Below are 12654 nucleotides of genomic sequence, written 5' to 3' on the forward strand. Positions count from 1 at the left end.
AGCCGCGCGCGCCGCGTCTCGCGGCTCTCGAACTGCCGGCGCAGCGGGTCGTACTCGCACGCCGCGAGGCCGGGAACGGGGTCGAAGACGTCGAAGCCGTGCACGCCGGCGACGTTGGCCTGGCCGGTCGCCGGCTCGCCCGCGCGGCCCGTGCCGACCTTCGTGTGGGTCAGCGTGTGCGAACCGACCTCGATCCGGTCGAGGGCGGCGCGCCACGCGTCCCAGTCGACCACGCGCGGCGAGAGGTCGGCCCGCAGCGGGATGAGGAAGCTGACGGCGCGGGCGTCGAACTCGCGCAGGATCGGGTAGGCCACGGCGAGGTCGTTCGGATGGCCGTCGTCGATCGTGAGCAGCGCGCCGTCCTCGCCGGCGAGGTACTCGTCGCCGGAGAGGCAGCGGATCCCCTCGCGCCGCAGATGGCCGAGCAGCGCCCGCAGATCGTCGCCGAACGCGCGGTCGTGGCCGTGGGCCATGAAGACCGGCCCGCGGCTCGTCCGCGCCGCGGGGCGGCAGACGAAGAGATCGCCGGAGTAGTCCCCCTGCGCGAGGCGCGCGATCTCCAGCCGCGGCAGGCGGCGGCGGATCTCGTCGAGAAGGTCGGTCCCGAAGCGCCAGAGATTCCCGAAGTGATTCGGCGGCGCCTTCTCCGAGCGGGCCGACGCCGGGTCGTAGGGGATCTCGAGCAGGGCGACACCGCGCGGCGAGAGGACGCGGGCGATCTCCGAAAGGGCCGCGCCGAAGTCGGGGATCTCCTCGATCACGTGCTGGATGATCACGAGGTCGAACGAGCCGTCGGCGAACATCGGCATGTGGACGAGATCGGCCTCGAAGTCGATGAAGCCGACCGCGCGTGGATCCTGCGGGTTTCCGGTCTTCCACTTGTCGGTGCAGGTGTAGCGCCAGCCGCGGCGGCGGAGATAGCCGCCGTAGACCTCGGGGCTGAGCGGGGCGACCTCGAGGCAGCGGCCGGGCGCCGCGCTCTCGGGAAGGGACTCGAAGACGGAGACGAGCGCGCGGTGCCGCTCGAGGCTTCCGCACCGCGTGCAGACGGCGTTGGCGCGGCCGCTGAAATCCTGGAACGACGTGGCGCCGCAGATCGGGCAGGGCAGCATCGCATCCTCTCGGGACAGTCGGTCCCGCCTTGGTCATGCAAGAAGAAGGCCATAGGCGGGCGGGGATCGCCGCCGCCGGCTGGCCGCCGAAGCGGGCGAATCCGGCGCGCGGCGCGGCTATCCGCGACCGCGAGGCGTCGGTAAACGGTCCGCGTCTGTCGAATTGTTGACGGACTAAGGATGGATCTCCGGCTGTTTCGTCCGCGGGGCGCTCCCGGAACCGCCCCGCGCCGTCGCCTCTCGTGGCGCCGCCCTTGCTTTGCTTCTGTTCGCACGAGTGTGCGCAAGGGGAGCCACGATGCAGCTGCGGTTCCAAGAGGGAACGGACCGGTTCCAGCTCAACGGCCCGGACGAATTGGCGGAGATCGTCGGCGCCGGCGGACGCCTCGAGTGGGCGCGCGCCGAACGGGCGGTCTTCGCGGGACGGGAACGGCAGTTCGTCGATCTGACGTTCGTCGGCCCGGACGACCGGCGCGTCGTGATCCTGCTCGTGGAACGGATCGCCGACCCCGATCCGGCCTACGTCTTCCCCGCGCGTTTCGCCGCGTCGGGCGCCGCCGATCTGGCGGCGCTGGCGGAGGCGGTGGAAGGCGCGGCCGCGCAGGCGCTCGGCGACGCGCCGTGGCCGGCGAGCTTCCTGCTCGGCCCCGACGGCCCGGCTTCGCTCCTCGCGGTACCCGGCCTCGCGCCGTACGCCGAGGTAATGCCGGCGATCGCCCGCGCCCGCGACGTCGCGCCCGAACTCAAGGCGGACGGCCGCGCCCTGCATCTCGGCGGACCCGACGGCTGGATTCTCGGCGCGTTGCCGGTCGCGGAGCGGGTCGCCGTCGAGGCGTCGCCGCGACGCCGCGAGGCGGCCGGCGCCCTGGCCCGCGGCGGCTTCCGCGCGCTCGCCGCCGATCCACTCGCGCTCGACCTCGGCCGCGGCTTCGATCTCGTCGCCGCGACGATCGAGGATCCGCAGTGGCGCGGCGCCGAACAGCTCCTCGACTCGGTCGTGCGCCACCTGAACCGCGACGGGGCGTTGCTGCTGACCGTGCCGGCGCCCGACCGCCGGCCGACTCTGGCCGACGAGACGCCCGACGGCCGCTGGAGCTTCGAGCAGCTCGACGCCGCGCTGCGGGAGCGGTTCGAAGACGTGGCGTTCTTCTCCCAAGGAGGCGCCGACCTCGAAGCGGCCGCCGCCGCGCGGCCCGGCTTCGATACCGCCGCCGCGACCCTCTGCGCCGTCGCGCGCCGCCCGGCGCGCTTGCGGCCCGCCTGCGACGTCAGCGTCGTCGTGCCGGTCTTCGACAAGATCGAGTACACCGAGCAGTGCCTGCGCAGCCTCGCCGCGAACACCGGCGACGCGCCGTCGTGGGAAGTGATCGTCGTGGACAACGGCAGCTCCGACGGCACGCCGGAGACGCTGGCGCGGATCGCGGCCGAGGAGCCGCGGCTGCGCGTTTGGCGCAACGAAACGAACCTCGGCTTCGCGCGCGCCTGCAACCAAGGGGCGCGGCTCGCGCGCGGACGGATCGTCCTTTTCCTCAACAACGACACCGAGGTCCACCGCGGCTGGCTCGCTCCGCTGGTCGAGGAACTCGACGCCCATCCGGAGACGGGGATCGTCGGCGCGCGCCTGCTCTACGGCGACGGGACGATCCAGCACGCCGGCGTGGCGATCGGCCGCGACCAGATCCCGTTCCACGTCCACTGCCGCAAGGCGGCCGACGACCCGCTGGTCCTCGAGCGGCGGACCTTCCCGATCGTCACCGGCGCCTGCCTCGCCGCGCGGACGGACGAGTTCCTGCGCCGCGGCCTGTTCGACGAGGTGTTCGTCAACGGCCACGAGGACATCGATCTCTGCCTGCGCTTCGGCCGCGCGGGACGCGCCGTCGTCTACCGCCCCGACTCGGTCGTCACGCACCACGAGATGGTCAGCGACGGCCGGCTGAACCACCGCGAGCGGAACCTGATGCGCACGACGGCGCGTTGGCGGGACGCGCTCGTGCAGGACGACTTCCGCTACGCGAGCCGCCTCGTCGACCGCCCGGCCGTCGCGCGGCCGCTCTCCTTCGCGCTCAAGATCGGCCCGCCGACGCGGACCCATTCGAACTGGGGCGACATCTTCTTCGCCGAGGGGATGGCCAAGGCGCTGGAGCGCGCCGGCCACCGCTGCGTCGTCCACTACCTCAACGAGTGGGGCAAGGACGATCTCGACGTCGACGTGACGATCCACATCTCGGGGCTCTCCGAATACCACCCCAAGCCGTGGAACGTGAACCTCCTCTGGATGATCAACCATCCGGGCCGCCACACGAAGGAGGAACTGGCCCGCTACGACTCGCTGCTCGTCGCTTCGCGGCCGCTCGCCCGCCGGCTGCGCCGCGAAGCGGACGTTCCGGTGATCCCGTTCCTGCAGGCGACCGACCCGGAGCACTTCCGCCCGCTGCCGGACGTGAAGCCGTTCTTCGACGTCGTCTTCGTCGGCAACAACAAGGGAGAGGGACGGCTGGGGATGCGGCAGATCGTCGCCGACCTGCTGCCGACGACTCATCGTCTCGGCGTCTGGGGGGCGTGCTGGGACGGGCTGCTGCCGGACGGCGTCTGGCAGGGGACGTTCGTGCCGCACGAGAAGCTGCCCGAGGTCTACAACCTCGGCCGGGTGGCGCTCAACGACCACCAGCCGGAGATGCGGGCCGAGGGGTTCGTCAACAACCGCACCTTCGACGCCGTCGCCTGCGGCGCGACCGTCGTGAGCGATCAGGTCGCCGGGCTCTCCGACGTGCTCGCCGTCCACGCCTACGACAGCCCGCGCGAGCTGAAGCGGATCGTGGACCGCGCGCTCGCCGAGCCGGAGCGCGAGCGGGAGCGCACGGCGCGGCTGCGCGAGCGGGTCCTCGCCGAGTTCACCTTCGACCGCCGCGTCGCGGAGCTGCTCGAACATCTCGCCGCGCTCGGGCCGGCGTTCGAGCGCGCCCGCGCGGCGAAGGCGTCGGCGCGACGCGTGATCGTCGAGGAGAAGCCGCTCGTCTCGATCATGGTCGCCACCTACAACCGCCGCGACTTCCTTCCCGCGACGCTCGACTCGATCCGCGCCCAGTCGTATCCGAACTGGGAGCTGGCGTTGGTCAACGACGGCGGCCCCTCGGTGGCCGACATCGTGGCCGCGGCCGGCGACGAGCGGATCCACCTGATCGAGCTGGAGCGGAACCGCGGCAAAGGGCACGCGATCAACACCGCGTTCGCCGCGACCAAGGGGCCGTTCCTCGCCTATCAGGACGACGACGACACCTGGCGCCCGGACCACCTCGAGAGCCTGCTGCTGCCGCTGACGGCGATTCCCGGGATCGAGTTCGCCTACTCCGGCGCGGTGGACGTGACGTACGACCAGCAGGAGGACGGCGGCTGGCGCGAGGTCAAGCGGCAGCTCGTCTGCAACCGCCAGGTCGTCGGCGCCGACCTGCTTTACGGCAACCAAATCCAGGGGATCGTCGTCGCCCACCGCCGCGAGCTGTTCGAGCGGGTCGGCGGAATGGACGAGAGCCTGCGCGTGCTGATCGACTGGGATCTCTGGCGGCGCATCTGCTCGCTGACCTACCCCTACCACATCGGCCGCCCGACCGCGGACCGGACGCTGCGCGGCTTCCAGCGCACGACCGGCACGGGCCACCTGACGAGCCTGCACAAGACCGATCCCGCCCTCTACGCGTACCAGCGGCTGCGCGTTCTGCGGAAGCCGCTGCCGGCGCCGCCGGACTCGCCGCTGCACGAGAAGGCGGCGGCGTTCAAGCGGCGCGGCCGGCAGGACTTCCTCGTCGCGCTGGCGGAGCGCGACGAGGGGCGCGGCCGGCTCGACCGGGCCGCGCACTGGTACGAGCGGGCGCTCGCGGTCGGCGACGTCAACGTCGCGGTTTGGCGCGGCCTGGCGATGCTGCACCTCAAGCGGCAGCGGCCCGACGAGGCGCTCCCGCTCTTCCTGCTCGCCGCCGACCACCACGCGGCGACGCTGCAGGACTTCCTCTACGCGACCCTCTGCTGCCTCGCGCAGGGGCGGGGCGCGGACGCGCTGAAGGTGCTCGACGCGGCGGAGAAGAAGGCGCCGCAGGCCGTCGAGGCCGCGGGCGCGATCGTGGACGACTACCGCGCGAAGGCGCGGGCGATGATCGGGGCGCGGGTTCCGGCGTAGCGCCGGGACCCCGCCTCGGCTCGGTCTCGCGGCGCGTCGTCGTCCGGCGGCGGCGCGTTCAGGAAACTCGGTAGCGGCGCACCTGGCCGGCGCCGGTGTCGCGCGCCGTGCCGTCCGGCGCGACGACGACGTCCGGCTTGACCTTCCCGATCCAGCGTTCGTGCAGCCGGCGCACGTTGCGCGCGACGCCGCGGAACCGCTCCGGACCGCTCTGCGATTCGTGGTGCACGATCACGCTGCGCGGCTCGTAGACGACCCGCTCCCCCCGCTCGCGGATCCGGAAGCAAAGGTCGATGTCCTCGTAGCCGTTCCAGTACTCCTCGTCGAAGCCGCCGAGCGCCTCGAACGTCGCGCGCCGCACGAGCGCCCCCGCGGCCGTGACCGCCTGGTACTCCCGCCGCTCCAGAACCTCGGGCGCGTCGCCGCGGGCCCGCGCGTAGACGTGGACCGCCCGCAGCGGATCGACGCCGGGGAACTCGGCGATCAGCACGCCGGCGTGCTGGATCGTGCCGTCGGGGTAGAGCAGCCGCGCCCCGACCGCGCCGACCGAAGGGTCGTCGTCGAGCACGGCGACCAGCGCGTCGAGCCATCCGGCCCGCGGCTCGGTGTCGTTGTTGAGGAAGAGAAGGTCGCCGCCGCGCGCCGCCGCGGCCCCTTGGTTGCAGGCCCGCGCGAAGCCGACGTTCTTCGCGTTCCGCAGCGCGCGGACGCGCGGGTCGGCGGCGGCGAGCTCGCGGACGAGGCGCGGCGTCGCGTCGCTCGAGCCGTTGTCCACGAGGAGCAGCTCGAAGGCGGCGCGCTCCTCGAGGCCGAAGAGCGCGGCCGCGCAGGCGCGCGTCAGCTCCGCCCGGTTGAAGAGCGGCATGACGATCGAAACCCGCGGGGTCGATGATCCGTCGGTCACGAGATCAAAATCTGCGCGCCGGGGCGCCCCTTGTCCAGCGCGGAACGTGACCGCGGCCGGCGCCCGCGCGGAGCGTGACCGCGGCGCCGCGCGCCCCTATGATGGAGCCCCCTGAACCGGAGGTGCGGCATGGCGCGGATCGGCTACCTTGCGGGAGGCCCCAAGGGCTTCGAGTTCTTCGAGCGGATGCACGCCCGCGGGACCGTGGCGTTCGTCTCGTCCCATCCGGTCAAGAACCTCGACGCCGACCCGTACGGCGACGTCGTGCGGCTCGCCGAGAAGCACGGCTACAAGTTCGTGCCGCACGACCAGCTCGACCCGTCGCTCTGGAGCTCCGCCGACGTCGTCTTCGCCGCCGGCTGGCAGTTCCTCGTCAAGGACGCGCCGGAGACGCTCGTCGTCTTCCACGACTCGCCGCTGCCGCGCTACCGCGGCTTCGCGCCGACCGTCACCGCGCTCGTCAACGGCGAGCCCGAGGTCGGCGTCACGGCGTTCAAGCCGATCGCCGCGCCGGACGCGGGGCCGATCTACGCCCAGGTCCGCGTGCCCGTGACCTACCCGGCGCGGATCGGCGACGTCTACCGGCGCCTCGCCGACGCCTACGCCGAGGCGGCGATGCAGGTCGTGGCGATGGTGGACGCGGGGAAGCTCGTCGGCGCGCCGCAGGACGAGTCGCGGGCGACCTACAGCATTTGGCGCGACGAGAAGGACTACGGCATCGACTGGTCGTGGCCGGCCGACCGGATCGAGCGGCTTGTGGATGCGGTGAGCGCGCCGTACGGCGGCGCGCGCACGACCTACGGCGGCGAGGAGATCGTCGTGGACGCGGTGCGCCGCGTTCCCGAGATGAAGTTCGAGATCCGCCAGCCGGGGAAGATCTGGAGTCTTCAGGACGGCGAGCCGGTCGTCGTCTGCGGCGAGGGGATGCTGGCGATCGTCGCCGCGCGCCGTCTCGACGGACGGCCGGTGCACTTCCGCTTCCTGCGGCGCCGCCTGGGCGAGTAGCCGGCGCGCGGCCCGCTTCGCCCGCGGGGGCGTCGGCCCCGGAGCGCGACGTCCGCCGCGGGCCTCAGCCCCTCAGCGCTGCGTCGGCCGCGAGCGCCGGACGCCATCCGGCGTGCGGCTCGACGTGGCCGTTCAGCGCCGTCAGCTCGGGATGCGCCTCGAGGTAGTCCGCGAGTTCGCCCAGCGTCGGCGAAGCGCCCGAAACCCCGAGCCCCTCGACCACGCCGCGCACGACCTCCAGATCCTCCGGCCCGTCCACCGTGAGGCGGAACCGCGAGAGGTCGCGCGCGTGGTCGAGCTTGGCGATCCGGAAGAGGCTCGGGTTCTTCCAAAAGCGGAACGTCACGTGCTCGCGCTCCGAAGGAAGCTCCGCGTCGCGCGCCGCCCGCTCCAGCGCCTCGCGCGAGAAGACCTCGACGTCGAGCCCCTGCGGGAACGTCCCCGGCGGCGGGGCGGTGTTCGAGGCGTAGTCGAGATCGCCGGCGAGGAAGAAGGCGACGACGGCGTCCACGACCGCGGGATCGACGAGCGGGTTGTCGCCGGTCAGGCGCACGACGACGTCGAGATCGAGCGCCTCCGCCGCCATGCGGTACCGCTCCAGCACGTCGTCGAGCGGCCCGCGCAGGCAGGTCGTTCCTTCCGCCGCGCAGAAGCCGGCGACGACGTCGTCGTCGCCGCCGACGCTCGTCGCGACGGCCAGCGCGTCGAGCGACGTCGCCGCGCGCGCCCGTTCGAGCAGCCAGGAGAGCAGCGGGCGCCCCTTGATCTCGCGCAGCACCTTCCCCGGCAGGCGGGTCGAGGACATGCGCGCCTGGACGATCGCGCCGACGCGGGGGGCGGCCATCGCTACGACGGCCGCCGGAACTGCAGCGACGGCTTCTCCACCGCGCGGCACTCCAGGTCGTCGCGCCCGAGCGCGAGCTCGACCTCGCGGACCCGCCGCACCAGCTCGGCGAGCTGCGCGGGGTCGGCGGAGAGGGCGTGGTCCGGACCTTCGGCGGCGCGGTCGAGCGTGAAGTGCTTCTCGATGATCAGCGCCCCCGCGGCCGCGGCGAGCACCGGCGTCTCCACGCCGAGCGTGTGGTCGGAGTAGCCGGTCGGCACGCCGTACAACTCGCGCAGCCGGCCGATCACGCGCAGGTTCGCCTCGCGCGGCGGCGTGGGGTAGGCCGAGACGCAGTGCAGCAGGGCGAAGGGAACGCGGCCGTGGCCCGCGGCCTCGACGAAGGCGTCCACCTCGGCGCGGTCGGCCATGCCGGTCGAGGCGATCACCGGGCGCCCCTTGGCCAGCACGCGGCGCGTCAGGGCGCCGTTGACGATGTCGAACGAGGCGAGCTTGAAGGCGGGCACGCCGATCGCGTCGAGGAAGTCCACGCACTCGGAATCGAAGGGGGTCGAGAAGAAGAGGAGGCCGAGGCTCTCCGCCAGCCGCTTCATCTCCGCCTGCCGCGCGAACGGCAGCTCGCAGCGCTTCAGCAGGCCGAAGTAGGGGCTGTCGGCCGGAACGCGCGCCTCCGTGCGGTAGGTCTGGAACTTCACCGCGTCCGCCCCGGCGGCGGCCGCGGCGCGCACGAGCGCCTCCGCCTGCGCGGGATCGCCGCCGTGGTTGATCCCCACCTCGGCGACGACGAAGACCGGCTCGCCCGGCGCGACGCGCCGGCCGCCCAACGTGATCTCAGGCATTGTCCGTGGCTCCTGCGGCGACGGGCGCCGCGTCCGCCGCGGACAGCGCGGCGCCGAGGCGCTCCATCAGCGCGACGAGGCGATCGAGGTCGCGGTAGTACTCCAGCGCGGCGTAGCGGAGGTTCGGCAGCCGCGGCAGGAGGTCGAGCGAGGCGCGCCACTGCTCGTCGGTCGGCGCCTCGTGGACGTCGCGCCAGACGGCGCCCGACTCGCCGAATCCGGCGACGTGGAGCTGCACGACCTCGGCGAGCGGCAGGCCGGCGAAGTACGAGGCGGCCTCGCGCCCCATGTTGCGGGCGCTGATGAAGGCGTGCGCCGCGTCGAGCAGCAGCGCGGCGCCGCTCTCCGCGACGACCCGCGCGAGGAACGCCGGCTCGGCGACGAGCTCGTAGGCCGGCGTCGGGTAGTAGTTGTTGTTCTCGACGGCGACGACGACCTCCGGCCCGAAGACGCGCCGCAGCAGCGCGACGTTGCGCGCGGCGTTGTCCACCATCTCGTCGGCGTCCATCCGCCGCCCGCCGGGACGGAACATGCCGCCCTCGAGGCGCGGCGCGGTGCAGCGGGCGAGGGCGTGCAGCGAGACGACGCGCAGCAGGCCGCGCGCGGCGAACGGCTCGGCGCGGCGCGCGAGCGGGTCGGCGTCGAGCGGGGCGAGCAGGCTCTCGTCGGAGTGGAGGAGCACCGGGCGCGCGGTGTCGAAGTCGCGCGGGCCGTAGTGGTCGCGCAGCTCGTAGGCCTCGGCGAGCGCGTCGAGACGCGCCGCCGCCTCCGGCCGCAGCAGCAGGTCGGAGACCGGAACCGTCAGCAGCGGGGCGGCGCCGTTCATCGCGCGTAGTACCCGAGGACCTTCGCGAGCGCGCGGATCACGTCGTCCTGGTCGTCGTCGGTCATCGCCGTCGTCAGCGGCAGGCTCAGCGTGCTCGCGCCGATCCGCGCCGCGTTCGGGAATTCGGCGTCGGAGAAGCCGAACGTCCGCGCGTAGTACGGCTGCGAGTGGACCGGCAGGTAGTGCACGCCGACGCCGATGTTCTCCGCCGTCAGCGCGTCGAGGATCTGGTCGCGCGTCGCGGCGAGGCGGTCGAGGTCGAGCAGGATGTTGTACATGTGCAGCGCGTGGCGCGTCCCCGGTTCCTCGGGGGGCGGCGTCAGGCAGGGCAGCCCGGCCAGCGCGCGGTCGTAGCGGTCCCAGAGCGCGCGGCGCCGCACGAGGTTCGCCTCGACGCGGTCGAGCTGATGGATGCCGAACGCCGCCTGCAGGTCGGTCATGTTGTACTTGAAGCCCGGCTCGTGGACGTAGTAGTGCCTGAAGCCGCCCGCGCCGTACCGCTTCCACGCGTCGCGGCTCATGCCGTTCGTCGAAAGGAGCTGGATCCGCTCGGCGAGCGCCGCGTCCTCGGCGAGGACCATCCCGCCCTCGCCGGTGCAGACGTTCTTCGTCGCGTAGAAGCTGAAGGCGCCGACGTCGCCGAGCGTGCCGGCGTGGCGGCCGCGGTACGTCGTCTCGATCGCGTGGGCGCAGTCCTCGACGACGCGCAGGCCGCGCTCCCTCGCGATCGCGAGGATTTCGTCCATCGGGCAGGCGCGGCCGGCGAAGTGGACGACGATGATCGCCTTCGTCCGCGGCGTGATCTTCTCGCGGAGCCGCTCCGGGTCGATGTTCATCGTCCGCGGATCGCAGTCCGCGAGGACGGGGGTCGCGCCGCAGTGCACGATCACGTTGACCGTGGCGCAGAACGTCATCGTCGGCGCGACGACTTCGTCCCCCGGTCCGACGCCGAGCGCGGCGAGCGCGAGATGGAGCGCGGCGGTGCAGGAGCTGACCGCCGCGGCGTGCTTCGCGCCGGCGTAGCGGCGGAACGACTCGGCGAAGCGCGCCGTGCGCGGCCCGGCGCCGATCCAGCCGGAGCGGATCGTCTCGATGACCTCGTCGATCTCCGGCTGCAGAATCTGCGGCTTGCCGTAGACCAGGAACGACGCGCGGGTCGGCGTCCCGCCGGCGACGGCGGGAAGTTCCGCGCAGCGGAGCGGCGCGCTCACCGTCGGCCTCCGCGCTTCGCCGCGCCGCCGCCCGGCGTCTCGTCCGCGTCGGGGGCCTCGAACGGCGCGTCGTTCAGAATCCCCTCGCAGAGCGCGTCGAGGCCGGGGAAGCGGCCAGGCGCCAGCTCGGCGAGGTCGTCGATCGCCAGGCCCGCGGCCTCCCAGCCGGCGACGTCGAGCGGTTCGAACGGAATCGACTTCCGGAAGTAGAGCGTGTAGGCGTAGCGCAGCAGCAACTCGTGGTCGGGGCGGAACGACGCGGGATCCTCGAGCAGGGCGTCGAGCGCGGCGAAGTACGAGGCGGGGTCGGCGGCGGTCAGCACGATCCCCGGCTTCTCGTAGTGCACGCCGGTGCCGGGGGTCAGGACCGGCAGCCCCGCGGCCGCCATCTCCAGCCCGACCGACGACGTGTAGACGAGGCCGAGGTCGATCAGGCCGTAGAGCGTGCGCGTGCTCACGTTGTCGTCGGGGTCCACGATCCGGACGTTCGGCGGGAGCGGATCGAGGGCGCGGCGCAGCGCGGCGGCGGCGCTCCAGCGCCCCGGCGTGCGCTCGATGAACCGCCGCTCGGCGGGGTGCGTCTTGACGATCACCAGCGTGCGCGGGTCGCGGGCGGCGCGGGCGACGGCGCCCGTCAGCCACTCGAACATGTTCGGGAAGGCGCCGGCGGCGCGCGGGCGCGCGGCGTCGTAGGCGACGTTGGTGAAGACGCCGACGCGGCGCCGCCATCCGTCGAACGAAACGTCGAGGCGCGCGGCGAAGGCGGCGGCGTCGCGGTCGAGGCGATCGAAGTACTGGTAGAAGTCGGCGCGGTTGTCTTCGCGCGAGCCGAGGTACTCCTCGATGCGCCGCCGCCGCGCCGCGTTCAGCGGCCGGTCGGCCCAGCGCGGCCAGATGTCGTCGCAGTCGAACGCGCGCGGCTCGTCGCTGCGGCAGAGCAGCGTGCCGCGGCGCCAGCCGCCGGAGTAGCTCGCGTACGGCACGTTCATCGCGCGGGCGACGGCGTGCCACGGCCCCCACGACGAGTAGATGCCGTGCGACGAGAAGACCTTCGACGGGGCGAGCCGGCGGTACAGCGCGCGCGCCGCGAGCGCCCAGATCGTCGCCGCGGCGAGATACTCCCGCGCCTTGGCGACGACCGCGGGGTCGTCGGCCTCGAACGCGCCGGCGCGGAAGTAGCGGAGCGTGGAGGCGAAGACGAAGTCGCCGAGCGCGGCGCCGCCGAGACGCGCCGCGAACAGCGCTTCCGGCGGACAGGCGGCCGCGCGCTCCCGCGCGGCGCGCGCCTCGTCCGGATCGACGAGTTCCGAGAGCCGCACGAAGCGGTGGCCGAAGGCGCGGAGCGCGTCGGCGCCGTGGGCCGCGCAGCCGCGGCACATCTCCGCCGGATCGTTGTCGTGCGTGCGCGCGTCGCAGGCCGGCAGTCCGTCGCAGAGCGCGAACAGGACGTCGGCGCCGCGCAGCCGCAGCGCGTGTCCGATCAACCCCTCGCGGGCGAGGAAGAGGTCGCTCGCGCCGACGAGCAGCGGCACGACGATCCGCCGGCGCCGCGGCGGCGGCCCGGCGATCGGGCGCGGCGGCTGCGCGGCGAGTCGCTCGAACTCGCCGCGCCACCCTCCGGGGCCGGGGGGACGGAAGGCGGGGCGCGTGGTCTTGGACAGGTCGGTCATCGGGCGGAACGGTTCCTCGCGAGGCGGCGCGGCGCGCCGACCTCGGTTCGGCAAGTGCAAATCGCGGGCCAG

At 73.4% G+C, this 12654-nt stretch carries 9 protein-coding genes; 2 read left to right on the top strand and 7 right to left on the bottom strand.

What is annotated here, in order from left to right; genetic code table 11:
- Positions 1-1112: methyltransferase domain-containing protein (locus LLG88_06355; GenBank protein MCE5246527.1), on the bottom strand; the 1112-nt coding region annotated here is incomplete at its 3' end.
- A gap of 298 nt (positions 1113-1410) precedes the next feature.
- Between LLG88_06355 and LLG88_06360 the strand changes: the two genes are divergently transcribed.
- On the top strand, positions 1411-5283 hold the full coding sequence (locus tag LLG88_06360; GenBank protein MCE5246528.1) for a glycosyltransferase: 3873 nt from the start codon (positions 1411-1413) through the stop codon (positions 5281-5283).
- 58 nt (positions 5284-5341) lie between these two features.
- Here LLG88_06360 and LLG88_06365 read toward each other — a convergent pair whose 3' ends face one another.
- The gene (locus LLG88_06365) at positions 5342-6187 is read right to left on the bottom strand and encodes a glycosyltransferase family 2 protein (protein MCE5246529.1); all 846 of its coding nucleotides are present in this window, start codon (positions 6185-6187) and stop codon (positions 5342-5344) included.
- A gap of 129 nt (positions 6188-6316) precedes the next feature.
- Between LLG88_06365 and LLG88_06370 the strand changes: the two genes are divergently transcribed.
- A complete protein-coding gene (locus tag LLG88_06370; GenBank protein ID MCE5246530.1) occupies positions 6317-7192 on the top strand; it encodes a hypothetical protein in 876 nt (291 codons plus the stop codon).
- 64 nt (positions 7193-7256) lie between these two features.
- Here LLG88_06370 and LLG88_06375 read toward each other — a convergent pair whose 3' ends face one another.
- The 5 genes from LLG88_06375 to LLG88_06395 are packed head-to-tail and all read right to left on the bottom strand — an operon-like array spanning position 7257 to position 12582.
- Complete coding sequence (locus LLG88_06375; protein MCE5246531.1) at positions 7257-8036, bottom strand: glycosyltransferase family protein; 780 nt, start codon at positions 8034-8036, stop codon at positions 7257-7259.
- Positions 8037-8038: 2 nt separating this feature from the next.
- The gene (locus LLG88_06380; GenBank protein MCE5246532.1) at positions 8039-8875 is read right to left on the bottom strand and encodes an N-acetylneuraminate synthase family protein; all 837 of its coding nucleotides are present in this window, start codon (positions 8873-8875) and stop codon (positions 8039-8041) included.
- Complete coding sequence (locus LLG88_06385; GenBank protein MCE5246533.1) at positions 8868-9701, bottom strand: DUF692 family protein; 834 nt, start codon at positions 9699-9701, stop codon at positions 8868-8870. Before LLG88_06385 ends, LLG88_06380 begins: the two co-directional genes overlap by 8 nt.
- A complete protein-coding gene (locus LLG88_06390) occupies positions 9698-10912 on the bottom strand; it encodes a DegT/DnrJ/EryC1/StrS family aminotransferase (GenBank protein MCE5246534.1) in 1215 nt (404 codons plus the stop codon). The genes LLG88_06385 and LLG88_06390 overlap by 4 nt, the downstream gene beginning before the upstream one ends.
- On the bottom strand, positions 10909-12582 hold the full coding sequence (locus tag LLG88_06395; GenBank protein ID MCE5246535.1) for a hypothetical protein: 1674 nt from the start codon (positions 12580-12582) through the stop codon (positions 10909-10911). The genes LLG88_06390 and LLG88_06395 overlap by 4 nt, the downstream gene beginning before the upstream one ends.
- Between the last annotated feature and the right edge of the window lie 72 nt (positions 12583-12654).

Source organism: bacterium, from assembly GCA_021372775.1.
Lineage (GTDB): Bacteria > Acidobacteriota > Polarisedimenticolia > J045 > J045 > JAJFTU01.